A 24,838-nucleotide genomic window follows, 5' to 3' on the forward strand; every position below is an offset into this window, starting at 1 on the left:
ATGGCGTTCCGGGAAGAGTGCTTGGCATATGCCGCGCATCAGGGCGTAGTTGTTCCCGGTCTGATGACGAACGTCACGCGATGCAGGTGAGCCGGGTCACGCAACTCCCGCGTGACCCGGCTCACTCCGTCCTTTTTATCCTGGTTTCGCTCACTTGTCCGGGCGGACGACCCCGAGGATCGCCATCGAGCCCGCACCCGCCAGCGTCACGTTCCGCCCGGGACGGGGCGCGTGGACGATCGCGCCGTCGCCCACGTACATCCCCACGTGGCTGGCGTCCGCGTGGTAGATGATGAGGTCGCCCGGCCGCATCTCCTTGATATCGACGCGCGGCAGCAACCGCCACTGCTCCTGCGAGGTGCGCGGGATGCCGCGGCCCGCGGCCGCCCAGGCCTGTGAGGTCAGTCCGGAGCAGTCGTAGGAGCCCGGTCCCTCCGCGCCCCACACGTACGGCTTGCCGATCTGCTCGGTCGCGAACGCGACCGCGGCCTTGCCCTGCTCGCTCGCGCGGCCGTTGATCTCCTTGAGGACGCCGGAGCCCAGCCAGGCCGTCTGCGCCCGGTTCGCGGCCTCCTGCTCCAGCTTCCGCAGTCGCGCCAGCTCCTCCTTCTGGAGCCGTGCCTCTATCTGCCGGGCTGCGGCGATCTGCTTGTTGATCTCCTTCTTGTGCTTCTCCCTCTTGACCCGGTTCGCTTCCAGCAGCGCCCACTGGGCGCTGGCCTCCTTGCTGTAGGCGCGCAAGTCGGCCTGGGTTCGGTTCAGTTCACCGAGGAGGTCCTTCGTCGCCTTGCCGCCCGCCTTGATGCGTCCGGCGGCGTCGAGGAAGAGATGAGGGTCGTCGGTGAGGACCAACTGCGCCTCGGGCGGCAGTCCGCCGCCCCGGTACTGGGCGCGGGCCGTGGCGCCGGCCCGGTCCTTGAGGTCGTCGATCCTGGCCTGCCCCTTGGTGATCTCCTGGGCCAGCTTCACGATCTGCGCCGACTGCCGGTCGGCCTGCTCCTCGGCCAGGTTGTACGCGTCCGTGGCCGAAGCGGCCTTGCGGTAGAGCTCGTCGAGCTCCTTGCGCACCTCTTCGAGGCTCTTGCCGGGAGGTTCGGGCGGCTGGGGCACGGCAAGGGCCTGGCCCGGCGCGGCCAGCAGCGTCACGGCGCTCACCACCGCGATGGCGGCGGCGTAAAGGCGTCGGTTCACAAGTCCCCCTCCGGACAACGCCAGACGACTCTCGTCCCTCTACATATGATTTACCGTCAGTAACTTACGGCTTTCGACGCGATGGTGCCATGACCCGCGCCAAAGCGACAGGGCCAGGCCGCCACGGTCCCGTCTGTCACCCGTCCGCAGCCCGGGTCGTCACCCTTCACACGCCCCCTTGTTCCTGCGGATGGACCAGCCGTGGATCACTTCCACCCCTCCGACGTACGAACCCCGGGCCGCGTTCCCGATCCGGGCACGGTGTTCCGGGGTACGCGCCTTCGTGCCCGGCGCGTGCGCCCCCGCGCCCCGCTCGGGAGAATCGGCACTCAGCCCGTCGCCAATGCCCCGCTCACCGTTCACGGTCCGCTCCGGCGGTGCCTTGTTCGCCGGCCGGGCCCTGTGCGTCGCCGGAGCTCCGTTCCCTCGGTGCCTCGTACGCTGACGAGCCCCGTTCAGACGGAACCGGGCGCCAGCGCCGACCACTTGACGGTTACTTCGCCCTGCCGCCACCGCCGCCGCCCGTCCGTCCGGACGTCCGTCAGCGGCCAGTCCGCGGCCAGCAGACGCACCGCACTGATCCAGCGCTGCCGCGCACCGAGCGAGGCGTACGGCGCGGCGGCGGCCCACGCCCGGTCGAAGTCCCGCAGGAACGCGTGGACCGGCTCACCCGGCACATTGCGGTGGATCAGCGCCTTGGGAAGCCGTTCGGCGAGGTCGGAAGGGCGTTCCAGCGAGCCGAGGCGGGTGGCGAAGGTGACCGTCCGGGGGCCTTCCGGGCCGAGCGCCACCCACACGTGCCGGCGGCCGATCTCGTCACAGGTCCCCTCGACCAGCATGCCACCGGGGGCGAGGCGGGCGCACAGCCGCTGCCACACCTCGGCGACCTGCTCCTCGCCGTACTGGCGGAGCACGTTCGCGGCCCTGATGACCAGCGGGCGGACGGGGCCGGGCAGCGGAACCTCGAAACCGCCGTGCACGAAGCTCAGCCCGTCCTGCGTGTACGGACGGGCCGCCTCCACCCGGGCGGGCTCGATCTCGACGCCGACGACCCGGGTACGGGGTTCCGCGGCGCGGAGCCGCTGCAGCAGTTCCACCGCGGTCCAGGGGGCCGCCCCGTAGCCGAGGTCGACCGCGACGGGCGCGGCCCCCGAACGGCGCAGCGCCGGGCCGTGCACGGCGGCGATCCAGCGGTCCATGCGGCGCAGCCGGTTCGGGTTGGTGGTGCCGCGCGTCACCGCGCCCACGGGGCGGGAGGAGGGCGTGACGGAGCGCGGGGACATGCACACGAGGGTAAACCGGAGGAAAGCGGCGCCGGTGCCTGCGGGCGTCGTCGCCCTTCCTGGCTTCCGTGCGGACGGCGGTGCCGGTCGCGGGTGGCGGGTATGCGTGATCGGGGCGGGTGACTGCCGAGGCCGGCCGGTACCTCGCCCCTTCCTGGGCGTCGTGCGGCGTCCACCTCCCGGGCTGGGAGTCGGTGCGCCGCTTCGCCGCTCGCCCCTTCGCGGCGCGGCCCTCGGGAACCCCGGTTCCCGTGCGGCCGAGGTCCGTCCGTCCGCCTCCGGCCGTCGCACGCCCCTTGGCAACGATTGGGCAAAGCAGGAGGAGTACAGGAAATGAAAGAGACGGTTCCAGTGTTGACCGGCTTTGGAGGGCCCTGGTCGTCCTCTGTTCGCCATGCCCGAGCACCAGAGCCGAGAGGACCGTCCCCGTGAGCCAGTACGTGTCCCGGCTCGCCGGCACCCTGGCGGCGCCGCCCCGGCTGCGGCTGCCCGGCCACCACCGCAGGCCGCGCCGGGTGGCCATGCTCAGCGTGCACACCTCGCCCCTGCACCAGCCGGGCACCGGCGACGCGGGCGGAATGAACGTCTACATCGTGGAGCTGGCCAGACGGCTGGCGGCCATCGGCGTGGAGGTCGAGATCTTCACCCGCGCCACCACGGGAGGCCTGCCGGGGACCGTCGAGCTGGCGCCGGGCGTCCTGGTCCGGCACGTGGACGCCGGTCCGTACGAGGGCCTGGCGAAGGAGGACCTGCCGGCGCAGCTGTGCGCGTTCACGCACGGTGTGATGCGGGCGTGGGCGGGCCACCGGCCAGGCCACTACGACCTCGTCCACTCCCACTACTGGCTGTCCGGCCACGTCGGCTGGCTGGCCGCCGAACGCTGGGGCGTCCCCCTCGTCCACGCCATGCACACCATGGCCAAGGTCAAGAACGCGTCGCTCGCCGACGGCGACACCCCCGAACCCGCGGCCCGCGTGATCGGCGAGACGCAGATCGTGGACGCCGCCGACCGGCTGATCGCCAACACCGCGGAAGAGGCCGGCGAGCTGGTCCGTCACTACGGCGCCGGCCCCGCGAAGGTCGCCGTCGTCCACCCCGGCGTGAACCTCGACCGCTTCCGGGTCGCCGACGGCCGTTCGGCCGCGCGGGCCCGCCTGGGGCTGCCGCTGGACGCGGTGATCCCGCTGTTCGCCGGCCGCATCCAGCCCCTCAAGGCGCCCGACGTGCTGCTGAGGGCCGTCGCGCTGCTGCTGGCCGAGGATCCCTCGCTGCGGTCCCGCATGGTCGTACCGATAGTGGGCGGCCCGAGCGGCAGCGGGCTGGCCAAGCCGGAGGGCCTGCAGAAGCTGGCGGCCCGGCTGGGGATCGCCGATGTGGTGCAGTTCCGGCCGCCGGTCGCCCAGGACCGGCTCGCGGACTGGTTCAGGGCGGCGTCGGTCCTGGTCATGCCCTCGCACAGCGAGTCGTTCGGACTGGTCGCCATAGAGGCTCAGGCGGCCGGCACCCCCGTCGTCGCCGCCGCGGTGGGCGGGCTCCCGGTGGCCGTGCGGAACGACAGGACCGGCTTCCTCGTGGCCGGTCACGACCCTGCGGACTACGCACGCGTGCTGCGCCGCTTCGTCGACGACCCCCGTCTGACGGGACGGATGGGCGCGGCAGCGGCAGCGCACGCCCGCTGCTTCGGCTGGGACTCGGCGGCCTCGGCAACCGCCGAGGTCTACACGGCCGCGATGCACGAGCACCGCCGTCGCGTACGCTCCCACCATGGCTGACGCTCGGCAGATCATCGAGGCGTACCTCAAGGACGCGGAACTCGAGTGGGAGTGCCCGGAGCCCGGCTCCTACGTCGTCACCCTCCCCGGCACGCGCAAGCTCGCCACGACCTGCTCCCTCCGCGTCGGCCGGCACACGCTCTCCGTCAACGCCTTCGTCATCCGCCACCCCGACGAGAACGAGGCCGGCGTCCACCGCTGGCTGCTGGAGCGCAACCTCAAGCTGTTCGGGGTGAGCTATGCGGTCGACCGGCTCGGTGATGTCTACCTCGTCGGCAGGCTGCCGCTGTCGGCGGTCGGCCCCGACGAGCTCGACCGGCTGCTCGGGACGGTCCTGGAGGCGGCGGACGGCGCGTTCAACTCCCTCCTGGAGCTCGGGTTCGCCGGAGCCATCCGCAAGGAGTACGCCTGGCGGGTGGCCCGCGGCGAATCCACCCGGAACCTCGAGGCGTTCACGCATCTGACCCAGCGGGCCACGGACTGATCCAACGGGCGCGGGCCGGGCCCGGAGGCGCGGCTGCCCCGGTGAGCCCCTGCGCGCCACCGGACCGAGGCCCGCCGGTGGCGCCGTGGCCGGCCGACCCGGCGGGTCCTGGGGTCCGGAGGCCGGGCCCCCTGCCGATCCGCCCCGGTGTCGCGCTTCCGCACGCACCCGACCGCGCCGCCTCGGGCCGTTCCCCGCACCACGTGCGACGACCTGCTCACCATCGCCGGCCCGCCCGCCGTGCCCGTCAGGCGCCGGTCTCCCCGACGGCTGCCGCGGTCATGCCGCTCGTGTCCCTGCCCGTGTCCTCGCCCTCACCCGCGTCCGTGCCCGAGCTCGTGCCCGTGTGTCCGCCGGCCCCGGTTCCGGGCTCGGTCCCGGCCCCGCCGCCCGCTCCCCCGGAGGGCCGTGCCGCCACGTGTTCCGTCGGCGGTACCAGGGCCGTCGGCGGCGCGGAGTCCGTCGGCGCGTGTCCGGCCGGTGCCGGTGCGGCCGGCCGCACCGGCACCGCGGAGGGCGCCCGCTCCCCGGTCGCCCCGGGGCCGTCCGGCAGTCCGCGCATCAGCAGCCAGTAGCCCAGCGCCGCCACGGTGCCGATGACCGCGCAGGACGCCCACAGCCAGGCGGCGCCCCAGTGGTCGATGACGTACCCCGCCATCAGCGGGGCGATCAGCGCCGCCGCCGACCAGGAGAGGGTGTGGACACCCTGGTAGCGGCCGCGGCCGTGCACCGGCGAGAGCCGGACCACCAGGCCCATCTGCGTGGGGGAGTTGACGATCTCGGCGAGCGTCCACACGACGACGGTCAGCGCGTAGACGCCGAGCGAGCCGGCGAACGCGGTGAGGCCGAAGCCGTATCCGGCGAGCAGGGCGGAGACGACGAGCAGGCGCCGGGGGTCGCGGTGCTCGATCAGCCGGGTGACCGGGATCTGGAGCGCGACGATGAGCACGCCGTTCAGCGCGATGACCAAGCCGTAGTCCGAGGGCGACCAGCCGTCCATGCCCATCGCGACCGGCAGGGCGACCGAGCTCTGCATGAAGATGAGGGCGAGGAGGAAGGACAGCCCGACGACGCCCATGTAGCGCCCGTCGCGCAGCACGGAGCCGAGGCTGGTGCCGGGCTCCGCCTTCCCGGCCGTGGTGATGCGCTCCGGCCGGGATTCCGGCAGTTTGACGAAGACGACGACCGCGCAGACGAGGGTGAGCGCGGCCTCGCCGAGGAAGCCGGCGAGATAGCTGTACTCGGCGACGAGTCCGGCGCCCGCGGAGGAGATGGCGAACCCCAGGTTGATCGCCCAGTAGTTGAGGGAGAAGGCCCGCACCCGGTCCTCGGGCCGGACGATGTCCGCCATCATCGCCTGCACGGCAGGCCGGGAGGCGTTGCTCGTCATGCCGACGAGACCGGCGACGGCGGCGATCGCCACCGGGTGCTCCATGAACCCGAGCAGGGCCACTGAGGCGGCGGTCGAGGTCTGGGCGATCAGCAGGGTGGGCCGGCGCCCGAGCCGGTCGGCCATGACTCCGGCGCCGAGCGACGAGACGACGCCGCCGAGCCCGTGCAGGGCGGCGACGAGTCCGGCGTACGAGGCGGAGTGGCCGCGCTCCAGCGTGAGGTACAGGGCGGTGTAGGTGGCGACGAAGGCGCCGAGCCGGTTGACCAGGGTGCTGGTCCACAGCCACCAGAACGCCCGGGGCAGACCCGAGACGCTCTCCTTCGCGGCCCGTCTGAGCGCGGCTACGTACATACGGGCGTCCCCCCGGAGCGATGTAAGTGACCCTATGGCGTTCAGCAACTTACAAGTGTGTCGCTCCGGAAGGCGAGCGAATTGACGCCGGACGCTAATCGTCGGCCGTGACGGGCGTCGATTAGGCTCGGCCCCATGGCCGACGCGACGTACAAGCTGATCCTCCTCCGCCACGGCGAGAGCGAGTGGAACGCGAAGAACCTGTTCACCGGCTGGGTGGACGTCAACCTCACCGAGAAGGGCGAGAAGGAGGCTGTCCGCGGCGGCGAGCTGGTCAAGGACGCCGGTCTGCTCCCCGACGTGGTGCACACCTCGCTCCAGAAGCGCGCCATCCGCACCGCCCAGCTCGCGCTGGAGGCCGCGGACCGCCACTGGATCCCGGTGCACCGCTCCTGGCGTCTGAACGAGCGCCACTACGGCGCCCTGCAGGGCAAGGACAAGGCGCAGACCCTGGCGGAGTTCGGCGAGGAGCAGTTCATGCTGTGGCGCCGCTCCTACGACGTCCCGCCGCCGCCGATCGACGACGACAACGAGTTCTCCCAGGCGCACGACGCCCGCTACGCGACGATCCCGCCGGAGCTGCGCCCGCGCACGGAGTGCCTCAAGGACGTCGTCGTCCGCATGCTGCCGTACTGGTACGACGCCATCGTCCCGGACCTGCTGACCGGCCGCACGGTCCTCGTCGCCGCCCACGGCAACAGCCTGCGCGCCCTGGTCAAGCACCTGGACGGTATCTCCGACGCCGATATCGCGGGCCTGAACATCCCGACGGGCATCCCGCTGGCCTACGACCTGGACGCCGACTTCAAGCCGGTGAACCCGGGCGGGACGTACCTCGACCCGGAGGCCGCAGCCGCGGCGATCGAGGCGGTCAAGAACCAGGGCAAGAAGAAGTAACCCGAACTGATCAAGGCCCCTACCTGCGGTTTCTCCGCTGGTGGGGGCCTTGCTGCTGTGCTGGGGCCGTCTCTGGGCCGTCAGCTGCTTGATGGGGCCGTCAAGTGGGGCGACGCCAGCGGTGGACGCGGATGTCGAGGACGATCAGTAGGGCAACGGGGAGGGCGATCTCAGGAGGTGCGTCGGCCCAGAGGGCGAGGGCACCGCCGGCTACGCCGATGAGTGGGAGTGGCAGGTCTCGCGGGGAGATGTCGACGGTGACACCCAGGCGTGGGACCATGTGGCCTCCTTCTGTGGTCGGTTTCTAGTTACGGCTTCCGAACGCGGAAATGGAAATGAATGCCGCCCCTGGTCGGGCGGCATTCGCATGTGGCGAGACCTTTTCACAGTTTTGCTTCGCAGGACAAACGCGCAGCTAGGAGATGGATTCTACTTCCACAGTAGAAAAGTAGAAGGTCGCCGCGTTCCATGAGTTGGATGGTTTGTTCAGCGTCTTGAACAGCGAGGACTCTCCCTGGCGAGGGAGACTCTCTGTCCCTGGATGTGCAATCTTGCACCGGGTTCTTGCTCGCTTGCAAGATTGCAAACGAGGTGGGGAATGGGGCATCGAGGGCTCTCTTTTAGAGCCCTGGAAACCAGCGATGCTCAGATTCTGTGCCTAAATTCTTCGTATGCGTGAGCGATCGCATTTCGCGTGCGCTCCTGGCTGGACGGCATGAGGTGCGCGTAGACGCGGAGCGTTAGGCCCGGGTCTGAGTGACCGAGGTACTCGGCGAGGGCCTTGATGTTCTCCCCGGCGTCCAGGAGCACCGAGGCATAGAAGTGGCGGAGGGCGTGCATGCCGTTCTCGCGGGACTCGGCGTACGACTCACCCGGCTTGCGCTCGGGGATCACCCCGGCTGAGGCCAGCGCACGCTTCCAGACCTCTTCGTTGAGAGACGTACGCCAGACGTGGCCGCCGCGAGGTCCGGTGAAGATCAGCCGCTTGGTTAGCGGAGGCCCGTCGGCCATCTTCCACGGCAAGGTGATCTCGACCGGCGGGAACTGCTTCGTATGTGCCCGGAGTGCTTCTGTGACCGGCCCAGGAAGCGGTACATCCCGCAGCTTGCCGCCCTTGGGCGGGGCGAACACGGGCTTGCTGCGGCTCAGCTTCAGCTGTTGGACCACGTGGAGTGTGCCCGACGCGAAGTCGATGGCGTCGACGGCGACCCCCAGGATCTCCCCCTGGCGGAGACCGCAGCCGCCGCCCAGGTCGACCATGGCTTGGTAGCGCTCGGGCATGCCGGCCCGGACGGCGAAGACCTGTTCTGGCGTCCAAGGGACGACGCGTTTGGTGTCCACAGCCGGTGGACGGACCGAGCGGGCGGCACACGGGTTCCGGGGAAGGTGCCCGTCGTCGACGGCCGCGCTCAGAGCTGCCCGCACGTTGGAGTAGATCGTCCGGGCGTACGAGCCACGGACACCGTTCTCCTGTAACTGCCTCACCCAGTCGCGTATGTGAGCGGGCTGGAAGGAGCCTAGAGGGCGCGAGCCCAGGTACGGAAAGGCGTGCAGCCGAAGCTGCGACTCCATTGACGCCTGAGTGTTCGGATCCGGCGCGTGGGTCACCCAGGTCTCGGCGTACTGCTGGAACGTGATCCGGGCCGCGCGCGGGTCGATGTACTGCCCGCGCGCCATGTCCGCCTCGGTGTGAGACAACCACTGTTCAGCCAGCCGCTTCTGCCGGTCGGGGAAGCTCTTCGACTTCTCGGTGCCGTCCGGGCCGACGTAGCGCGCGCGATAGCGCATACCCGTGCCGTAGCGTTCGCTCTTGACCTTGCGCGTCTTCCCATCGGGCCCGACCTCGGTCTTGTACCAGCGGTCTTGAATGTGCCCAGCCATCAGGCAGCCATCCCATCGCGCTGAACGTCCACCCAGGCCCGCACGTCCGCCGGGTCGAAGCGCAAGTGCCGGCCGACTCGGAAGCCTCGGGGACCGGTGCGCTTGCGTCGCCACTGGTAGACCGTCTCGACGCTCGGCAGCTCGAACATCTCCACCAGGTCCTCGGGGGTCAGGTACCGCGAAGGCAGGGGGCGCGACTCGGTGGCCGTCCCCGCCAAGGAACGGCGTCGGTCAGCCATGTGTGGGCTCTCCTTCCGTTCCTAGGGCCGGTTCGAGGGAGGCAGTAAGCCAGGCTTCTGCGGCGCTTAGGCCGGTTCCGGCGAACACCCAGTGAGCGAGGACGAGCGTCGTTTCGCCCTCCCCCGGGAGGGTCGGCACGGCCTGTGCGCGGCGCCAGTCGGCACGGGCATCACGGAGGGCGCCGAGGGTGGTGGAGTAGCGGCGCGACTTGGTGGAGAAGTGGCCGCGGAAGCCGAGCATGTGGGCCCAGGCTCGGAGGCGGAGTTCTGCAAGTTCCTTACGGGCGCCGAGAGTCCAGGCGGTTCGGATCATGCGGCGGCCGTGGTCGCTGATGTCGAGCTGCGCGAGTTCGGCGAGGAACTTCAGCGGGCGGTCGAGGGCACCGGTCGCGGTTTCGGCACCCTTGGTGGCGTACTTGGCGATGTACGCGGCGACGGCCCGTTCGGTGAGCTCCTGGCCGTCGTTGAAGTCGGCGGATCGGATGGTCCGGACGTCGAGTTGGCGGCCGAAGGTGAAGGTGTGGGCGCGGCCGTCGATGACGGGGCCATCGACACGGACTGCGGTTGCGGCGGCGCGGATGGCGTCGGTGAGGAGTTCGGGGGTGGCCCAGGCGGGCGGTGCGGTGGCGCCCCCTTCCGGGCCGTCGATGCGGATGACGGCGTGGAAGTGAACGGCGCCGCGTTTCTGGTACTCGGCGACTTTGGCGAAGGACACCCGGGCGTACTCCCGGAAGGCTCGTTGCGTGAGGCCGGCGCGCTTGGCGACTTCGCGGCGGAGGTAGGTGGAGAAGCGGCGCCAGAGTGCACCCGCGTGCGCGTTCCAGAGGACGGCGGCTTCGTAGTCGTAGGTGTCGGGGTCGAGTGGGGCGCCGAGTTCGGCGTCGTCCTGGTCGTGGAGGGTGCCGCAGCGGCAGGGTCGGACTGTTCGGGCTGGGCCGGTGGGGCGGTTGTGGACCGGGCCGAAGCCGGGGGCGGTGAAGGTGGCGAAGACGCGGGGATGGACGGCGACGCGTTCCGGGACGCCCTTGCCTCCGCGCAGGCCGGAGGTGATCAGGTGGAAGGTGTCGCGGCGGTAGACCTCCGCGCATGCCGCGCAGCGGGTTGTACGGCGGTTGTTGCAGCGGACCAGGAGGTGACCGGACGGGAGGGTCGTCGAGTCGAGGTGGTTAAGGACGGTTCCGACTTCGCCGGTCCGGGTGTTCACGTCGTACTCGGTCCGGTGACCGTCGAGGCGGATCGGATGCGTGCAGCCACCCAGGCCGGAGAGCTGACGCAGTAGAGCCGGCATGGTGCCGAGGGCGGCCAGTTCGCCGAGTTCCTGAAGCGGGGGCGCAGTCTCGCGGGTGAAGATAGTGGTTCTCCTTCTGGCTTCGGTCAGGAGGGACAGAGCCCCCGGGGCGGCGGATGCTTGGCGGTGTCAGTCCGCCCCGGGGGTCTGGTGGAGCTGGGGCGTCAGAAGCGGTGCTGGTCGCGGAGCATCGAGCGCAGGACGACGGCAGCGACTGCCACCGAGATGGCCGTGACGGCGACGGCGGCCAGGAGCGCGGTCAGGACGACACCGCCGACGAGGACGGCCGTGACCGCTCCAGTACTGACGGAGATCTGCGGCGCCGTGCGCTGCACGGGTGCCGGATCAACCGTGGTGTGGCTGTGCGCGGGCGGCGGGGTGGGGTTGGCGGGGTACTTGGGCAGGAACACAGCAAGCTCTCCTTGCCTACTCGTCTAGTCGTGTGAGCCGTTTATGACGTCCACGCCGGAGCGCGTGCCGGACTCGATGGCCGGGGCCATGAAGGTGTGCGAGAGCCAGAAGCCGAAGAGGGCGATCAGCACGACGATCCAGGTGCGGACGCCGAGGAACTTGACCGCTCCCCAGGCGAAGAAGCCGAGGATGACGACGAGCGGCAGGCTGACGGTCACGGGTCGCGGGTCCTTTCAGCGGACGGGGCAGCGGTGGGTGCGGGCGGCGAGCTCGGCGGCGGCGCGGCTGTCGTAGTCGGCGGAGAAGCCGCAGCGTGGTGCCGTGCAGGCGGCAGTGTGCTTCTCTCGGCCACGGCCGTCGTAGGAGGTGCCGACCTGTACGGGGCCGATGCGGGTGACGGAGCGGAAACGGCGGTTGGCGCTCATGGTTCTCCTCTCAGATCTGGGCGGCGATGGCGTCGGCCATCGGCGGAGGGACGCCGAGTCGGGCGCGGAGGGTTGGGGGTGTCGATGGCCGTTCCGGTGCGGGTGTGGTGCTCGGCGGCGACTTTGCGGGCGTGCTCCACGAGGGCGGCCGGGACGGGGACGGCGGGCGGAAGAGCAGGGGCCGGGATCGGGTCCGGCTCGGCGGCCGGGGGTTCCGAGAGCTCCAGTGCAGGGGCGGGCGCCCCCTCTTGATCCTCGGTGTCCTCGAACTGGTTCCTAGCCTCGGTCACTTGGCTTGCCGTGGGGTCGGCCTGCTCAGTCGGTGCCGAGTGAGCGAGGAGCGTGCCGCCGAGGAAGGCGACCGCGGGCCAGCCCGCAACAAGGATGCGCAGCCAGGCCGGCACGTGGTCCATGTCGAGCAGCCCGGCCGTGGCGACGTTGGCACCGAGGGAGGCGACGAGTGCGATGACGAACCAGCACCACCCGGCGGCTTTTGCGTCACCGTTCCGCAGTCGGCGCCAGGCGGCGACAAGCAACAGGTCGACCGAGATTGGGTAGGCCCATGCCTTCCACCCGTCCTGTCCGGCCGCCGAGGCGACGTCGTGCAGGTGGGCGAAGGACAGGGCGGCGGCGATGACGGCCTGGATGAGCACCGCATCGATACGAGCCAGTTGGGCGCGCATGCTGCGGCTCCTTCCGGATTCAGGCATGGGAGGGGTAGGGACGCGGCGCGAGACGGTCACGCCGACCGGTTGGGGAAGGGCAGGTCAGTCGGTCACCGGGCGCGGCTTCACGACCGGGGCCGCGGGCTCGACCAGCCGTACAGGCTCGTGTGGCCGGAAGGACTTGAGTGAAGGCAGCTCGGGGACCAGGTAGGCCGATGCGTGGCAGGTCTTAGCGGCGTCGGCGAGGGAGAGGTAGGGCGTGCGGATGCGGGACCAGCCACCGGAGGTGTCACCGGCGATGGCGAGGCCGGGCTGTTCGGGGGCGATGGCACAGGCGGCGGAGACCGCTTCGGGGGCGATGTCGCCGAGTGCCATCTTGGCGGAGGCTTCGTCGTTGACACGGTGGCAGACGCGGCCGGTCAACTGGGCCCGCAGCATGGTCGCTCCCTTCCCCAACTCGGCTCCGAACCGCTGCCCGCATACCTCCAGATAGATGCCGGCCGCACGGCCGAGCTGGGCGAGACGGATGAGCTGGGTGACCATCTCGTCCCTGCGTTCTTCTTCCTTCTTCGTGGCGACGAGCAAGAGTTCGGCCACCTCGTCCACGAGCAAGACGACGGGCACGGGCCGCTCGTGCCCGGGGAGTCCCCAGATGTCGGAGGTGACTCCCTCGTCCGGAGTGGCCGGGGCGATGCCCTGCCGAGCCTTGATCAGGTCGTAGCGGTCCTCCATTTCCCTGATGAGCGCGGGCAGCAACTCCGCGGCCTGATCAGGGTCGGTGGCGAGGGCCGACAGGCGCGGAGCGAAGGGTGCCGTTCGACGGCCCGCTTGCAGTCGATGCCGACCAGGGCGACGGGCTGTCGGGCGAGCCCGGCGACCAGATGCCGCAGGTACATCGACTTGCCGGACAGGGTGGCACCGAGCGTGAGGCCGTGGGGGACGGTTCGGTAGTCGCGTACGAAGGGCGTGGCGTCCTCCCGCAAGGCCACCGGAACCTTCAGAAAGTCGGCAGCGACCTTGCGCGGCATACGGACCTTGCGCAGCACGTCGAAGCCGACCAGCCGCAGCTCTACGACACCGGGCTTGATGGTGGTGACGCAGACGGCGTGAACTCCCCAGGCGTGCCGCAGCCGTTCGGCGGAGGCGGCGACGTCGGCGGGTTCCTGCCCTGGTGCGAGTCGCAGGCGGAGTCGGAGCCCGGTCATGGTGGGGCGGATGATGCCGCGACGCGGCGGGACGGGACGGACCTCGCGGCGGGTGGTGGCCTTGACCGCCAAAACCCGGAGCCGGGAGGGCGCCACCGTCAGGCCGCAGGCTTCCATGACCGAGCCGTACGAGCTGAGCAGCCGAGCCGTGGACATCGGTAGGCCGACCGTCGACCAGTAGGTCCCGGGGTGCTTGGCACGGGCGTAGGCAGCCCCGCCGCCGAGCGCGGCGACAGGACCACCCACCTCCAGAAGCGTCGCTATGTCGGTCATCAGGCAGCGGCCCCAGTAGCGACGGGGAACGCAGCCGGAGTGACAGCGGCGGCGCGGTACGCGATGCCGTGCCGCTGCTGCCCGTTGAACACGCTCTCCCACGGCCGGGCCACGAGCCCCGGCAGCGAGATCGGAGCACCGAGCGTCAGCCCCTCGGACACCCCGCTCTCCGGAAGGGTCACCTTGATCAGGGACGACTCCCCCTCCTCGATGTAGACGACGCCGATCGTCATCAGCGCCTCGCCGCTCACGGTGTCCTTGGCGATCTCGCCGGTCTGCCGGTCGCGGACCTTGGGCTCGGGTGCCTCAGTCAGCAGGATCGTTGCGGCCGAGGTCTCCACACGGATGGTGCGCAAGATTTCTTCCCATCTACTCGTCTATACAAGATGCAGCCTTCGAGCCCGATCTCCGGGAACGCCGACCACCTTGCCACGCAACTTGCCCACTCGTCTATACGAGTATGCCTGTTGGGGTGTGCGAGTTCGGGAGAACGGCCCCGCGCACCACCGCCGGTCAGGCCCTCACGTGGCCGGGAGCTGGTACGACAGGACGTAGGCGTCCGCCGCCATCACCGTGTCGCAGACTTCTACGGCTCGCCCTTCGGCGTCGTAGGCGGTCCGAATCAGGTGGATCACGGGCACGCCAGAGGCCAGGCGGAGCGTCTTCACCTCGGACGGCGAGGGCATCCGGGCGCGGATCTCCTCCTCGAAGTGGTCGAGGTGATGGCTCAGCTCTTCGAGTCGGGCGTAGATGCCACCGGGGCCGGGGTTGGGTTCGGCGATCTGTGTGCCGCGCGCGATGTCGAGCGGCAGGTAGGAGGTGGCGAACTCGACCGGTCGTCCGTCGAGCAGGTACCGGCGCCGGCGGGCGAGTACACGCCGTACGGACCCCAGCCGGGTGGAGATGTCCTGACTGGCCTTCTCTTCCTTGACCTCCAGGCTGTCCACCTGCGGGTGACTGCCGGCGGCGTCGGCCTCGACGATGAACGCGGACTTGCCTTGCTCGCGATGCCGCCGGGCGAACCGGTCGGAGGCGAGGCGCCGCACGGGCGGTCGTGGTCGTACAAAGACGCCCTTGCCGTGTTCAGCGTGGACCAGGCCCTCGCCCTGGAGGATGGAGAAGGAGTTTCGGACCGTCATACGGGAAACTCCGTAGTGGTCGACAAGCTCCGCCTCGGAGGGCAGCTTTTCGCCCTCCTTGAATCGCCCACGGTCGATTGCCTCGCGCAGCTGGTCGGCGATCTGCCGGAAGACCGCACGATCACTCGTGGGGTCCAGGTCGCCGAGGAGGCTCGGGAGAGACGTCACGTGTACTCCTTTAGGTATCTAGACGAGTGGGCGAGTGTTGTTGCTACGGTGGAGAGCCTAGCCAGCCGAGAGGGCCGAGGAACGTGAGCATGGACCGTCCACACTCCGTGAGCGTTGCAGGAGTCGTCGTCGACGCCCAGGGCCGCGCCCTCTTGATCCAGCGCCGCGACAACCGCAAGTGGGAACCCCCGGGCGGAGTCCTCGAACGTGAGGAAACCATCTCCGAGGCCCTCCAGCGCGAAGTTCTCGAAGAGACCGGCATCAAGATCGCACTTCCCGCGACCCTCACCGGCGTCTACAAGAACATGACGGGCCTGATCGTCTCGCTGGTCTTCCGCTGCGAAGCCGCCGACGGCACGCCCACCACAGGGGACGAGACCCGCGCGCTGCGCTGGGCCACCCGCGAAGAAGTCACCGAACTCGCCGACGAGGCGTACGCGATCCGCGTCCTGGATGCATTGGACGCGGCATCCCCGCCGGCCATTCGCGCCCACAACGGCGTGAAACTCGTCTAGCCCGAACCCGCTGCACATGGCGGCCTGCCAGCACGAAGGAACTTGTATGCACGAGTATACGAGCACTGCTCGGGTCTGGGGGCTCAGTTGCCCAGGATTTCCGGAGGAGGTCAGCAGAGCCCGCCGATGGACGCGGGACATCCTGCGCGGCTCGCCATTAGCGGAGGATGCCGAACTGATCGTGAGCGAGCTCAGCGCAAACGCGATCCTCCACACCGCCAGCGGCCTCACGTCCGGCAGCTTCCACCTGGCCCTGGCCGTGTCCCCTCAGGTCATCGCCCTGTCGGTCACGGATGACGGCGGCACTGGCACGGCCCCGAAGGCCGAGCACCGGGACCAGGAGGCCGAGCACGGCCGGGGCCTGGGCATGGTGACGGCGATCGCTCACCGGGTTGTGGTCCATGACAGCGACGCTGGCCACACCGTCACCGCGGAGCTCTACAGGGATGTCCGTCCAGGAGACCGCCCGTGCTGACAGCGACGACCGCGGACCTCTTATCGACTGAGGACAGCTGGGGTGCCTACCGCTGCTGGGCAGCCGCCTACCCCCTGCACCAAACGAGCGCCTTCCTGCTGGGATTCCACGGTGCAGCCAGCCCCCGCCTTGCACTGCGCTGGCTACGCGAACGCACGAGCCACGTCGCAGACCAGCTCGACGCCGCATACGCGCAGCCAGGGCACTACTGGCTGACCGACGAGGCAGAGCACGAGCGCGCCCTGACCTACCTCGCCACGGGGACGGCCTACCAACTCACGCTGTACGACGAGACCACCCGCTACGTGCTCATCGCCTACCCGCCGGGAGGCACCACGTGAACGTCCTCCCCCGCGGCTACTGGTGCGAGTGCTGGACCCAGAACCTCGATAGGGACCAACGGCCGGCACTCCACGCTTCCTTCGACGCGTACTCGGCGGCGCAGGCAGACCGGTGGATAGCCGTCGCACTGCGGACCATCAGCCCAGCGCTTGATACCGCAGCGTCAGAACAGGCGTGGCAGTGGCTGTATGAAGGCCGCATCGAAACCAGGCGTGCACTGGTTCGCGCGGAATCCTGCTCAGTCGCGGTGGACCAAGCCGGCACACGCATCACCTGGACGGTACGACCGGTCATCTTTCTACCGCTTGTACACCGGCAGAACGTCGAACTTCCAGCCTGCGCATACGAATTCAAGCCCCGTGCAAGCGACTGAGTCACAACTTTCTCTACTGGTTCAAGGCGCATCCGCCGCGCACAGCGCGGCGTCGCGCGGCCCGGCGACTCGGGCCGCGCTCCTGTCTTCGCCCCGCTCCGGCCCGGCCGCCGGCCGCACGCCAACGGCGAAGGGTTGATGAGGGTGAACCCCGATGTGGCTGGGGCGGTCGGCTCCACGGCTTTAGGCAGCCACCATGGGGCGAGCCTCGAAGATCATGGCCCCAACGTCGTGCTTTAACGGGCAGGTCCACAGACTGCCCGACTCGCTGGAAGCTTACGGGGCCATGATCTCTCGCCCCATGGCAGCTCCCGCCCAAAGCCGCTTCACCGACCTCGCGGGAGGGGACCCAGCAGTCCTGGCACGACCTAGTGTCTCGTGATCCTGTTCATGTCAGTTCGAGTTGTTATTGACGAGTTTCTTCATGTTGGTCGCGACGAGTCGGACTTTGGCGAGGACCTCGCCGGCGGTCGCGGTCCAGGTGAACGGTTTCGCGCTCTCGTTCCAGGAGTCGATGTAGTCGCGGATCTGCTTGATCAGGACGTTGACGCTGGAGAACGTGCCGCGGCGGATGGACTGCCGGGTCAGGATTCCGAACCAGATCTCGATCTGGTTCAGCCACGAGGAGCCGACGGGAGTGAAATGGAAGTGGACGTGCGGGTTCTTGGCCAGCCACTCCTTGACCTCTGGGGTGGTGTGCGTGGAGAGGTTGTCCAGGACGACGTGGATGTCCTTTCCGGCGTGTGGTTTCACCGCCTTCTTCAAGAAGGTCAGGAAGTCCTTGCCGTTCCGGGTCGGCCTGCACTCGCCGAGCACTTCGCCGGTGGTCACGTTCAGGGCGGCGAACAGGTTCGTGGTGCCGTGCCGGACGTAGTCGGCGGTGCGCTTCTCGCTCGCCGCGAACGCGACGGGCAGTACCCGCTGGGTTCGGTCCAGCGCCTGGATCTGCGTCTTCTCGTCGATCGAGAGGACCACCGCGCCGCCCGGCGGGGCGAGGTAGAGGCCGATCACGTCGGCCACCTTCTCCGCGAACGCCGGGTCCTTCGAAATCTTGAAGGTGCCACTGCGGTGCGGCTTGAGGCTCTCCTCGCGCCAGACGCGCGCGATGTAGTGCCAGGACACGGTGACGTTCTCGGTCCGCTCCAGGTACTTCGCCAACTCCCGTGTGGACCAGTGCGAAAGCCCCGTGCCGTCCGGCGGTGTCATACGCGTCAGCGCGATCACTCGGGACCGCACCCGGGCCGGTACCTGCTCCCGTGCACCACCGGGACGCTCCCCGTCCAGCCCCGCCAGGCCCTGCTCGGCATAACGGGTCTTCCAGCGGTCCACGGTGGGCAGCGACACCCCGAGCAACTCGGCAATGTCCTTGCGTCGGCGCCCCTCACCCGACCACAGCACGATCCGGCCCCGCGTGGCGACATCCGCAGGCACGTCCCTGCTGTTCACCAACTCCCGCAACTCGGCGACCTGTTCCACGGAGAGCTCCATACCAAGCCACCCTGCCACACAAGATCAAGTAACGCTAACGGAATCACGAGACACTAGGCTAGAGCTGACATGAGTGTGGACCTTATTCAAATTTCTCATCGGTGAACCGACTCTGGCACCCACGCAAGACACCTTCGCGCCGCTATTACGGAAGAGTGGCGCGATCAGGCCACGTGGAACCTCAAATAAAGATCAAGTTGTCACGGTCGGGTAAATACTCCCGAAGATGCGGTCTCAAGGCGCTGTTGCGATGCTTGACTCTCCCAGTCCGCGACCACGGATAGAACAGAATGTTCCGCATCGAAACAGGGGGAAAGCGCTCGATATGGCACGCATTCGAAAGATCTCCGTCGTAATGACTTCGGCTGCGATCGCAGCTTCCGTTCTAACTCCCGTCACTGCGGTCGCCGCGGACGACAGCCCCGACCCCGCCCCCGCCCCCGACGTCTGCTCGGGTGGGTGGCGCAGCAACGTGTACGGCTACAAGGCCACCCACATCGGCAAGGGCCCGGTCTACAAGGACGGTCCTGGCGGGACGATGGTGATCACCAGGACCACCGCGCAGAAGGTGGGGTCGTCGATCTCCGGGACCGCAGGGGTGACGGTCGATTTCGCCGTGGCCCAGGCAAAGGCGGAAATCAGCAGGGAATCCGTCAAGGAAGTCAGCTGGGGCGCCGATCACCAGTACAGGCGGAACATAACAAGCGGAAGGTACGGGAACACGCAGTACGGCTCCTGGGGACACTCCGCCACGTGGGAGAAGTACTACGAGCTCCCCAATTGCAGGAAGTCCCAGCGGACGTCGGGAGGGGTAAAGGTCGTGAATAAGGCTGTCGGATTCCGCTACTGGGAGACCCGATCCTGATGAATCTTTCCCGCGTTGCCGCGTCCGCGGCCATCGTCACTGCCATCGCGGTGACGGCCACAGCGTGTACAAGTTCGGGTCAGCCCATACCTCGCACAGGCACGCCGTCGGCACCGGCCTCGGCCGTGGTGCTGTCGCCGCCGGAGATCAGGCCCGGCTATCGCCAGATTGCTTCCGGAGGGCCCCGGCGCGGCGCGTGGGACCTCGGTCCGGTCCAGCTCGCCAAGGGCGTCTCCTGGGTGAACGTCAACTGCGTTGCTGACGCCGGTGCCGGCAGGATCACGCTAGTTGTCGACACAGTAGGAGAGTTCACGGTCGACTGCCCGAGCACCGAGGCCCGCATCAACGTCAACCAGCTCGACCTCGCTGAGGGCCGCAGAGGACGCTTCCATATCGAGACCACCGACAATGTTCAGTGGATCGCCAGCATCCAAGTCCCCAAGTGACAGAACACACCGCACGGGCCCGCTGGAGCGACTGGTGACGGCGGTGCTGTACAGCAGCGCGGTACCGTAACCCCAGCAACCGCCCCCGTCCCTCAGGGGCCCGGTACCGGCCGCAATGGCCGTCGCTGACCGATCCGGCTAGAGCTACGGATCAGAAGGCTCCTGACATCCACGGCTGACATCAACGGAGCCGGACGGAGGCGCACACCAGCGTCTTCGTCCGGCCGCCGCATCGGTAGGCAGCAGCAGCCGGAACGGTCCCAGATTGAACTCCTAAGGCGGTGGTCAGCTCCATGCTGTACAGCAGCGGAGTACGGCAACCGTGGCGACCGCAGCCGACCCCCAACGCACTCGTGAGGCCGAGCGGCCAGCCCAGCCGACCTCAGCGACCACCATGCCCGTAGTTCGCATCGAGGGGATCGGCCTCAGCGCGGGGCCGTCTCTGGGCCGTCCGAGGCCGCTCGGCAGCGACCAACGATAACCAATGAGGACCATTTAGACGCAGCCGAGCAGCGCACCGACCAGCGAAAACCCAGGTCGCCAAGATCGGTCGCAAGACCCGGGGCAAGAAGAAGTAGAGATCGCGACCACGCCTCCGCTCCGCACCCACGAGTGCCGGAGCGGGGGCGTTTTCGTGGGGGTAATCGGCGGGCGGGGTATGCCCCGGCAGGGGGCGCCGTGGCGCGGCATCCGGGGCAACCGGCCCGCTGCGGGGGCAGGCGAGGTGAGGGCCGTCGTCCGGCACGAACTGCGAGGGCGTTCTCTTTGACAGGTCCTCGTAGGGGGAGGACGCTGGAAATGCCCTGAAAGTCCGATTAATTCTTCATGGTCGGAGGTGCATGGGAATGCGCCGCAGGATCGTAGCCGCGTTGTCGGCAGGAGCCGCAGGGCTCGCACTCGGAGTGATGCCGGCAACCGGGGCGTACGCCGCGAGCCAGGTCACGGCTGATCGTGGATGTTCCGACTGGAGGGGCGGGGGCTGCGGTTACTACGACGACTACCGCGACTACCGGTACCACGACCGGTACTACGACAACTTCGACAGGAACTTCAACGACGTCGTGGTCATCCTCGTCGCCGTGAGGTGAGCACGGGCGACAGCACGATCGGCAACGAACCGCCCCCGGGCGGGGGTGAGTTCGTTGTTAGCGTGCGCGCATGACCTTGCGCCTGGAGAAGATCACGCCGGACAACGTGGAAGCCGCGCTCAGGCTGCGCGTACGGCCTGAGCAGGAGAAGAACGTCGAGCCGGTCGCGGTCTCGCTCGCCGAGGCGTACGCGTGGGGCGACACGGCCTGGCCGCGGCTGATGGTCGACGGGGACCGACCCGTGGGCTTCGTCATGGCGTTCCTCGACATCGCGTGGAACCCGGCCGTGGACCCCGAGGACCGGCGCAGCGGTCTGTGGCGGCTGAACATCGCCGCGGACGGACAGGGACGCGGGTACGGGCGTTTCGCCGTGCGCGCCGTCGCCGAGGAGATCAGGCGGCGCGGACGGGACCGCCTCTTCACGACCTGGGAGCCGGGGGAGGCCGGGCCCGGTGCGTTCTACCTGAAGTTGGGCTTCCGGACCACCGGCGAGACGAGCGGTGGCCAGACCGTGGGAGTACTGGACCTGGCTGCCGCCTCGTGAGCGGCCATGGGCCTCGGTAGCGCGGTCCGCTCCGGCCGCTCGCACCGGGTCGTCCGACGGCCGTTCACCACGAGAGGCCGTTCGCCCCGGCAGGCCGATGGGCCCCGTCCGCGCGGACGGGGCCCATCGGGCGCATGAACGGTCAGCCGCACTGGCACGGCGCGCCCGACTGGCAGCCGCAGCCGCAGCCCGAGCCGCAGCCGCAGGCACCGAGCAACGGGAGCCGGCGCGGCTCCTGGGGCGCTTCGACGGACACTTCCTGGCGCGGGTCGGTCGTGGGGGAGTCGGCCATGGGATCCTCCTCAAAGGCGCACCTTCGACGCCTCTCCCCATTGCATGCCCACTCGGCCCGGCGCATCAACGGCGCACGGAGGCGATGTCGACGTGAGCCGTTCGTGCCCGCCCGGTCGAATCGCTGCTCGACGGCACGCCGCCGGGCCCGGTCGAAGTACCGCTCGCACGCCGCAGCCCACAGCCGACCGGGTCTGTCACGTGCTCCCGACTCCGACGCCCCGTCGGCCCGTCACGCGCCCTCGACCCGCGTCTCCGGCTGCAGCTCGTCGGCGTGCTCGCCCGTGACCAGGTACACGACGCGCTTGGCCACGGCCACGGCGTGGTCGGCGTACCGCTCGTAGTAGCGCCCGAGCAGCGTGACGTCGACCGCGGTCTCGATGCCGTGCTTCCAGCGGTCGTCGATCAGATGCGTGAAGAGGGTGCGGTGCAGCAGGTCCATCTCGTCGTCGTCGGTCTCCAGCTGGAGCGCCAGGTCGACGTCCTTGGTGATGATGACCTCCGCGGCCTTCGCCATCAGGCGCTGCGCGAGCTGCCCCATCTCCAGGATGGTGGCGTGCAGGTCCCGCGGGACCGCCGAGTCCGGGAAGCGCAGCCGGGCGAGCTTGGCCACGTGCTGGGCCAGGTCGCCGGAGCGCTCCAGGTCCGCGCTCATCCGCAGCGAGGTCACCACGATGCGGAGGTCCGTCGCGACCGGCTGCTGGCGGGCGAGCAGGGCTATCGCCCGGGCCTCCAGGTCGTGCTGCAGATCGTCGACCTTCTGGTCCGCGGCGATCACACTCTCCGCGAGCTTGAGATCGGCGTCGAGCATGGCCGTGGTGGCGCGCCCGATCGCCGAGCCGACCAGCCTGGCCATCTCGACGAGGCCTTCGCCGATCGAGTCCAGTTCCTCGTGGTACGCGTCCCGCATGGGGGTTCCCTCTCTTGAATGCGTCAGGGGTCCGGGTGGGGCTGAACCCCCACGCTCCCACGTTCCGTCCGCAACGCGTCCGGATCCATCCTCCCAAGTGAACCGCTCCCTTCCCCTCGGTGAACTCTGGGCGACGACTGTTCGAGGTGCCACTCGGATGGCTGGGAGAGCCGCGGCGAGGGTGCATAACCTGGATGCATGGACGTGAACGCGGCGGTCGCCGCATTGGCCGCGATCGCCGGGGTGTGCACCGGCGTGATCGCCATGCTGGCGTTCCGCTGGAGCGAGCGCGACCAGGCGAGACCCACCCGGACCTCCCTGCACACGGACGCCGTCCTGCCGCCCGGTGTCGACACCGTGCTCTCCGTGCTGCGCTCTTCGGCGGTCGTGCTCGACGAGAGCGACTCCGTCGTCAAGGCCAGCTCGGCCGCGTACGCGCTCGGCCTGGTCAGGGGCGGGAAGCTGGCCGTGGAGCCCATGCTCCACATGGCCCGCGACACGCGCCGCGACGGCGAGATACGGCAGGTGGAGCTCGACCTGCCGCGTCGCGGTACCGGACGCGGCGAGGCGCTCGCCGTCTCCGCCCGGGTCGCGCCGCTGGGCTCCCGGCTGGTGCTGCTCCTCGTGGAGGACCTCACCGAGGCCCGGCGCATCGAAGCGGTACGGCGCGACTTCGTCGCCAATGTGAGCCATGAGCTCAAGACGCCGGTCGGCGCGCTCTCCCTGCTCTCCGAGGCCGTCATGGACGCCTCCGACGACCCCGAGGCGGTCACCCGCTTCGCCGGCCGGATGCAGATCGAGGCGACCCGGCTCACCAACCTCGTACAGGAGCTCATCGACCTCTCCCGGGTGCAGAACGACAACCCGCTGGAGGATGCCGAGCCCGTACGCGTGGACGAACTGGTCGCGGAGGCCATCGACCGGTCCCGCCACACGGCGTCCACCAAGCAGATCACCATGGCCGTCGGGGGCACCGCCCGGGGCGACGGCACCACCGGCCTGCACGTCTGGGGCAACCGGGGCCAGCTGGCGGCGGCCCTCGGCAATCTCGTCGAGAACGCCGTCAACTACTCCCCGGCCCGCACGCGCGTCGGCATCGCCGCACGCCGTGTCACCGCACCCGGCGGGGACCAGATCGAGATCGCCGTGACCGACCAGGGCATCGGCATCTCGGAGAAGGACCGCGAGCGGATCTTCGAACGCTTCTACCGCGTCGACCCCGCCCGCTCCCGCGCGACCGGCGGTACCGGTCTGGGCCTGGCCATCGTCAAGCACGTGGCCGCCTCGCACGGCGGGGAGGTCACGGTGTGGAGCACGGAGGGCCAGGGCTCCACCTTCACCCTGCGGTTGCCGGAGGCCGGCTCCGTCAGGGACCGTACGCACGTCCCGGGCGGCGACCTCGCCGACGACGGACCCTACGACTCCGATCCGGCCTCCGATCCGGATCCCGATCCCGACTCCGGTCCCGATTTCGCTCCCGACTCCGGTCCCGATCCCGACGCCGCCTCCGCTCACCGGGCAGATCCCGGTGCGGAGCCGGGCCACCGCCGCGATCCGGACCCCGACTCCCCTCCCGGTCCTCATCTTCGGACCGCACCACGCGAACCACTGCCTGCCCCGGAGGTCCTTCCGTGACCCGAGTGCTCGTCGTCGAGGACGAGGAATCCTTCAGCGACGCTCTTTCCTACATGCTCCGCAAGGAGGGCTTCGAGGTCGCCGTCGCGACCACCGGGCCCGAGGGGCTCGACGAGTTCGAGCGCAACGGAGCCGACCTCGTCCTGCTCGACCTGATGCTGCCGGGACTGCCCGGCACCGAGGTCTGCCGCCAGTTGCGCGGCCGGTCCAACGTCCCGGTCATCATGGTCACGGCGAAGGACAGCGAGATCGACAAGGTCGTCGGCCTGGAGATAGGGGCCGACGACTACGTGACGAAGCCCTTCTCCTCGCGGGAGCTGGTCGCCCGCATCCGCGCGGTCCTGCGCCGCCGCGGTGAGCCGGAGGAGGTCGCCCCGGCGGCGCTGGAGGCCGGACCGGTGCGTATGGACGTAGACCGCCACGTCGTCACGGTGGCGGGCGGCAAGGTCGACCTCCCGCTGAAGGAGTTCGACCTCCTGGAGATGCTCCTGCGCAACGCGGGCCGCGTGCTGACCCGGATGCAGCTGATCGACCGGGTGTGGGGCGCGGACTACGTGGGTGACACCAAGACCCTCGACGTCCACGTCAAGCGCCTCCGCGCCAAGATCGAGCCCGACCCGGGCGCGCCGCGCTACCTGGTGACGGTGCGCGGCCTCGGCTACAAGTTCGAGCCGTAGACCGGTCCCGGCCGCGCCCGCGGTCGCTGGGGCGGCGCCCCGGCCCCGCACGACACCTGCGAAGGCGGCCCCGCCAGGACTTCCTGGCGGGGCCGCCTTCGTCTGCTCGGTGCGGCGCCGGGAC

Annotated in this window: 28 protein-coding genes and 2 pseudogenes; 13 read left to right on the plus strand and 17 right to left on the minus strand. The window is 69.5% G+C overall.

Features of this window, described 5'->3' with window-relative positions; all coding sequences use genetic code 11:
• Positions 1-150 precede the first annotated feature (150 nt).
• A complete protein-coding gene (locus FEF34_RS20700) occupies positions 151-1,191 on the minus strand; it encodes a C40 family peptidase (RefSeq protein ID WP_138054492.1) in 1,041 nt (346 codons plus the stop codon).
• Positions 1,192-1,646: 455 nt separating this feature from the next.
• Positions 1,647-2,474 carry a class I SAM-dependent methyltransferase gene (locus tag FEF34_RS20705; RefSeq protein ID WP_138054493.1) on the minus strand — a complete coding sequence of 276 codons (828 nt, stop codon included), beginning with the start codon at positions 2,472-2,474 and terminating at the stop codon, positions 1,647-1,649.
• Positions 2,475-2,902: 428 nt separating this feature from the next.
• On the opposite strand from FEF34_RS20705, the gene mshA reads away from it, so the two are divergent.
• Positions 2,903-4,246: a D-inositol-3-phosphate glycosyltransferase gene (mshA, locus tag FEF34_RS20710; RefSeq protein WP_138054494.1), complete on the plus strand. Its 1,344-nt coding sequence runs from the start codon at positions 2,903-2,905 to the stop codon at positions 4,244-4,246.
• Positions 4,239-4,730, plus strand: a complete 492-nt coding sequence (locus FEF34_RS20715; RefSeq protein WP_138054495.1) for a type III secretion system chaperone family protein — start codon at positions 4,239-4,241, stop codon at positions 4,728-4,730. The genes mshA and FEF34_RS20715 overlap by 8 nt, the downstream gene beginning before the upstream one ends.
• Positions 4,731-4,977: 247 nt before the next feature.
• Here the strand turns inward: FEF34_RS20715 and FEF34_RS20720 are convergent, their stop codons facing one another.
• Entirely contained in the window at positions 4,978-6,474 is a 1,497-nt protein-coding gene (locus tag FEF34_RS20720; protein ID WP_138054496.1) for an MDR family MFS transporter, read from the minus strand.
• 135 nt (positions 6,475-6,609) lie between these two features.
• Between FEF34_RS20720 and FEF34_RS20725 the strand changes: the two genes are divergently transcribed.
• The gene (locus FEF34_RS20725; protein ID WP_138054497.1) at positions 6,610-7,371 is read left to right on the plus strand and encodes a phosphoglyceromutase; all 762 of its coding nucleotides are present in this window, start codon (positions 6,610-6,612) and stop codon (positions 7,369-7,371) included.
• A 100-nt stretch (positions 7,372-7,471) separates the two neighbouring features.
• Here the strand turns inward: FEF34_RS20725 and FEF34_RS20730 are convergent, their stop codons facing one another.
• From FEF34_RS20730 to FEF34_RS20780, 11 genes and pseudogenes are all read right to left on the minus strand, one after another.
• Positions 7,472-7,651: a hypothetical protein gene (locus FEF34_RS20730; protein ID WP_138054498.1), complete on the minus strand. Its 180-nt coding sequence runs from the start codon at positions 7,649-7,651 to the stop codon at positions 7,472-7,474.
• A 365-nt stretch (positions 7,652-8,016) separates the two neighbouring features.
• Positions 8,017-9,252: a tyrosine-type recombinase/integrase gene (locus tag FEF34_RS20735; protein ID WP_138054499.1), complete on the minus strand. Its 1,236-nt coding sequence runs from the start codon at positions 9,250-9,252 to the stop codon at positions 8,017-8,019.
• The gene (locus tag FEF34_RS20740) at positions 9,252-9,491 is read right to left on the minus strand and encodes a helix-turn-helix transcriptional regulator (RefSeq protein ID WP_138054500.1); all 240 of its coding nucleotides are present in this window, start codon (positions 9,489-9,491) and stop codon (positions 9,252-9,254) included. Before FEF34_RS20740 ends, FEF34_RS20735 begins: the two co-directional genes overlap by 1 nt.
• Positions 9,484-10,779: a replication initiator gene (locus tag FEF34_RS20745; RefSeq protein ID WP_138054501.1), complete on the minus strand. Its 1,296-nt coding sequence runs from the start codon at positions 10,777-10,779 to the stop codon at positions 9,484-9,486. Before FEF34_RS20745 ends, FEF34_RS20740 begins: the two co-directional genes overlap by 8 nt.
• Before the next feature lie 164 nt (positions 10,780-10,943).
• On the minus strand, positions 10,944-11,189 hold the full coding sequence (locus tag FEF34_RS20750) for a SpdD protein (protein WP_138054502.1): 246 nt from the start codon (positions 11,187-11,189) through the stop codon (positions 10,944-10,946).
• A 24-nt stretch (positions 11,190-11,213) separates the two neighbouring features.
• The gene (locus tag FEF34_RS20755) at positions 11,214-11,408 is read right to left on the minus strand and encodes a hypothetical protein (RefSeq protein ID WP_138054503.1); all 195 of its coding nucleotides are present in this window, start codon (positions 11,406-11,408) and stop codon (positions 11,214-11,216) included.
• Positions 11,409-11,423: 15 nt separating this feature from the next.
• Positions 11,424-11,615, minus strand: a complete 192-nt coding sequence (locus FEF34_RS20760; RefSeq protein ID WP_004986816.1) for a mobile element transfer protein — start codon at positions 11,613-11,615, stop codon at positions 11,424-11,426.
• A 10-nt stretch (positions 11,616-11,625) separates the two neighbouring features.
• Positions 11,626-12,298, minus strand: a pseudogene (locus FEF34_RS20765) (DUF2637 domain-containing protein).
• 84 nt (positions 12,299-12,382) lie between these two features.
• Positions 12,383-13,758 (minus strand): annotated as a pseudogene (locus FEF34_RS20770) (FtsK/SpoIIIE domain-containing protein).
• The gene (locus tag FEF34_RS20775; protein ID WP_138054504.1) at positions 13,758-14,114 is read right to left on the minus strand and encodes an SCO3933 family regulatory protein; all 357 of its coding nucleotides are present in this window, start codon (positions 14,112-14,114) and stop codon (positions 13,758-13,760) included. The pseudogene FEF34_RS20770 and the gene FEF34_RS20775 overlap by 1 nt, the downstream one beginning before the upstream one ends.
• 165 nt (positions 14,115-14,279) lie before the next feature.
• Positions 14,280-15,065, minus strand: a complete 786-nt coding sequence (locus FEF34_RS20780) for a GntR family transcriptional regulator (protein WP_138054505.1) — start codon at positions 15,063-15,065, stop codon at positions 14,280-14,282.
• A gap of 107 nt (positions 15,066-15,172) precedes the next feature.
• On the opposite strand from FEF34_RS20780, the gene FEF34_RS20785 reads away from it, so the two are divergent.
• Genes FEF34_RS20785 through FEF34_RS43020 form a run of 4 tightly spaced genes read left to right on the plus strand, consistent with a single transcriptional unit; the run spans position 15,173 to position 16,770 of the window.
• Positions 15,173-15,580 carry an NUDIX hydrolase gene (locus tag FEF34_RS20785; protein ID WP_138057616.1) on the plus strand — a complete coding sequence of 136 codons (408 nt, stop codon included), beginning with the start codon at positions 15,173-15,175 and terminating at the stop codon, positions 15,578-15,580.
• Positions 15,581-15,626: 46 nt separating this feature from the next.
• Positions 15,627-16,055: an ATP-binding protein gene (locus FEF34_RS20790; RefSeq protein WP_138054506.1), complete on the plus strand. Its 429-nt coding sequence runs from the start codon at positions 15,627-15,629 to the stop codon at positions 16,053-16,055.
• Entirely contained in the window at positions 16,049-16,396 is a 348-nt protein-coding gene (locus FEF34_RS20795; RefSeq protein ID WP_138054507.1) for a hypothetical protein, read from the plus strand. Before FEF34_RS20790 ends, FEF34_RS20795 begins: the two co-directional genes overlap by 7 nt.
• Positions 16,393-16,770, plus strand: a complete 378-nt coding sequence (locus tag FEF34_RS43020) for a hypothetical protein (protein WP_138054508.1) — start codon at positions 16,393-16,395, stop codon at positions 16,768-16,770. The genes FEF34_RS20795 and FEF34_RS43020 overlap by 4 nt, the downstream gene beginning before the upstream one ends.
• 393 nt (positions 16,771-17,163) lie before the next feature.
• Here the strand turns inward: FEF34_RS43020 and FEF34_RS20805 are convergent, their stop codons facing one another.
• Positions 17,164-18,258, minus strand: a complete 1,095-nt coding sequence (locus tag FEF34_RS20805; RefSeq protein WP_138051939.1) for an IS630 family transposase — start codon at positions 18,256-18,258, stop codon at positions 17,164-17,166.
• Between the two features lie 355 nt (positions 18,259-18,613).
• Between FEF34_RS20805 and FEF34_RS20810 the strand changes: the two genes are divergently transcribed.
• The 4 genes from FEF34_RS20810 (at position 18,614) to FEF34_RS20825 (ending at position 21,201) form a co-directional block, all read left to right on the plus strand.
• Entirely contained in the window at positions 18,614-19,123 is a 510-nt protein-coding gene (locus tag FEF34_RS20810; protein WP_138054509.1) for a hypothetical protein, read from the plus strand.
• Positions 19,123-19,569 (plus strand): hypothetical protein, encoded by a 447-nt coding sequence (locus tag FEF34_RS20815; protein WP_138054510.1) that lies wholly within the window; start codon positions 19,123-19,125, stop codon positions 19,567-19,569. Before FEF34_RS20810 ends, FEF34_RS20815 begins: the two co-directional genes overlap by 1 nt.
• Before the next feature lie 845 nt (positions 19,570-20,414).
• Positions 20,415-20,657, plus strand: coding sequence for a hypothetical protein (locus tag FEF34_RS20820; RefSeq protein ID WP_234042480.1), 243 nt, complete (start codon positions 20,415-20,417; stop codon positions 20,655-20,657).
• Between the two features lie 70 nt (positions 20,658-20,727).
• Positions 20,728-21,201: a GNAT family N-acetyltransferase gene (locus tag FEF34_RS20825; RefSeq protein ID WP_138054511.1), complete on the plus strand. Its 474-nt coding sequence runs from the start codon at positions 20,728-20,730 to the stop codon at positions 21,199-21,201.
• 142 nt (positions 21,202-21,343) lie between these two features.
• Here the strand turns inward: FEF34_RS20825 and FEF34_RS41375 are convergent, their stop codons facing one another.
• Together FEF34_RS41375 and phoU are read right to left on the minus strand one after the other, a co-directional pair.
• A complete protein-coding gene (locus tag FEF34_RS41375) occupies positions 21,344-21,493 on the minus strand; it encodes a hypothetical protein (RefSeq protein ID WP_171053031.1) in 150 nt (49 codons plus the stop codon).
• Between the two features lie 231 nt (positions 21,494-21,724).
• Positions 21,725-22,402 (minus strand): phosphate signaling complex protein PhoU, encoded by a 678-nt coding sequence (gene phoU, locus FEF34_RS20830; protein ID WP_093661104.1) that lies wholly within the window; start codon positions 22,400-22,402, stop codon positions 21,725-21,727.
• 198 nt (positions 22,403-22,600) lie between these two features.
• Here phoU and FEF34_RS20835 point away from each other — a divergent pair, with 198 nt between their 5' ends.
• Positions 22,601-24,037, plus strand: a complete 1,437-nt coding sequence (locus FEF34_RS20835) for a sensor histidine kinase (protein ID WP_138054512.1) — start codon at positions 22,601-22,603, stop codon at positions 24,035-24,037.
• Positions 24,034-24,714 carry a response regulator transcription factor gene (locus FEF34_RS20840; RefSeq protein WP_064067557.1) on the plus strand — a complete coding sequence of 227 codons (681 nt, stop codon included), beginning with the start codon at positions 24,034-24,036 and terminating at the stop codon, positions 24,712-24,714. The genes FEF34_RS20835 and FEF34_RS20840 overlap by 4 nt, the downstream gene beginning before the upstream one ends.
• Positions 24,715-24,838 lie beyond the last annotated feature (124 nt).

It is taken from the genome of Streptomyces marianii (assembly GCF_005795905.1).
Taxonomy (GTDB): Bacteria; Actinomycetota; Actinomycetes; order Streptomycetales; family Streptomycetaceae; genus Streptomyces; species Streptomyces marianii.

Coding starts and splice junctions, on each gene's coding strand:
- FEF34_RS20730 (WP_138054498.1), bottom strand. CDS start 7,651: ATGGTCCCACGCCTGGGTGTCACCGTCGACATCTCCCCGCGAGACCTG.
- FEF34_RS20805 (WP_138051939.1), bottom strand. CDS start 18,258: ATGGAGCTCTCCGTGGAACAGGTCGCCGAGTTGCGGGAGTTGGTGAAC.
- FEF34_RS20720 (WP_138054496.1), bottom strand. CDS start 6,474: ATGTACGTAGCCGCGCTCAGACGGGCCGCGAAGGAGAGCGTCTCGGGT.
- phoU (WP_093661104.1), bottom strand. CDS start 22,402: ATGCGGGACGCGTACCACGAGGAACTGGACTCGATCGGCGAAGGCCTC.
- FEF34_RS20760 (WP_004986816.1), bottom strand. CDS start 11,615: ATGAGCGCCAACCGCCGTTTCCGCTCCGTCACCCGCATCGGCCCCGTA.
- FEF34_RS20740 (WP_138054500.1), bottom strand. CDS start 9,491: ATGGCTGACCGACGCCGTTCCTTGGCGGGGACGGCCACCGAGTCGCGC.
- FEF34_RS20825 (WP_138054511.1), top strand. CDS start 20,728: ATGACCTTGCGCCTGGAGAAGATCACGCCGGACAACGTGGAAGCCGCG.
- FEF34_RS20820 (WP_234042480.1), top strand. CDS start 20,415: ATGCGCCGCAGGATCGTAGCCGCGTTGTCGGCAGGAGCCGCAGGGCTC.
- FEF34_RS20705 (WP_138054493.1), bottom strand. CDS start 2,474: ATGTCCCCGCGCTCCGTCACGCCCTCCTCCCGCCCCGTGGGCGCGGTG.
- FEF34_RS20790 (WP_138054506.1), top strand. CDS start 15,627: ATGCACGAGTATACGAGCACTGCTCGGGTCTGGGGGCTCAGTTGCCCA.
- FEF34_RS20810 (WP_138054509.1), top strand. CDS start 18,614: ATGACTTCGGCTGCGATCGCAGCTTCCGTTCTAACTCCCGTCACTGCG.
- FEF34_RS20715 (WP_138054495.1), top strand. CDS start 4,239: ATGGCTGACGCTCGGCAGATCATCGAGGCGTACCTCAAGGACGCGGAA.
- FEF34_RS41375 (WP_171053031.1), bottom strand. CDS start 21,493: ATGGCCGACTCCCCCACGACCGACCCGCGCCAGGAAGTGTCCGTCGAA.
- FEF34_RS20815 (WP_138054510.1), top strand. CDS start 19,123: ATGAATCTTTCCCGCGTTGCCGCGTCCGCGGCCATCGTCACTGCCATC.
- FEF34_RS20735 (WP_138054499.1), bottom strand. CDS start 9,252: ATGGCTGGGCACATTCAAGACCGCTGGTACAAGACCGAGGTCGGGCCC.
- FEF34_RS20835 (WP_138054512.1), top strand. CDS start 22,601: ATGGACGTGAACGCGGCGGTCGCCGCATTGGCCGCGATCGCCGGGGTG.
- FEF34_RS20745 (WP_138054501.1), bottom strand. CDS start 10,779: ATGCCGGCTCTACTGCGTCAGCTCTCCGGCCTGGGTGGCTGCACGCAT.
- FEF34_RS20725 (WP_138054497.1), top strand. CDS start 6,610: ATGGCCGACGCGACGTACAAGCTGATCCTCCTCCGCCACGGCGAGAGC.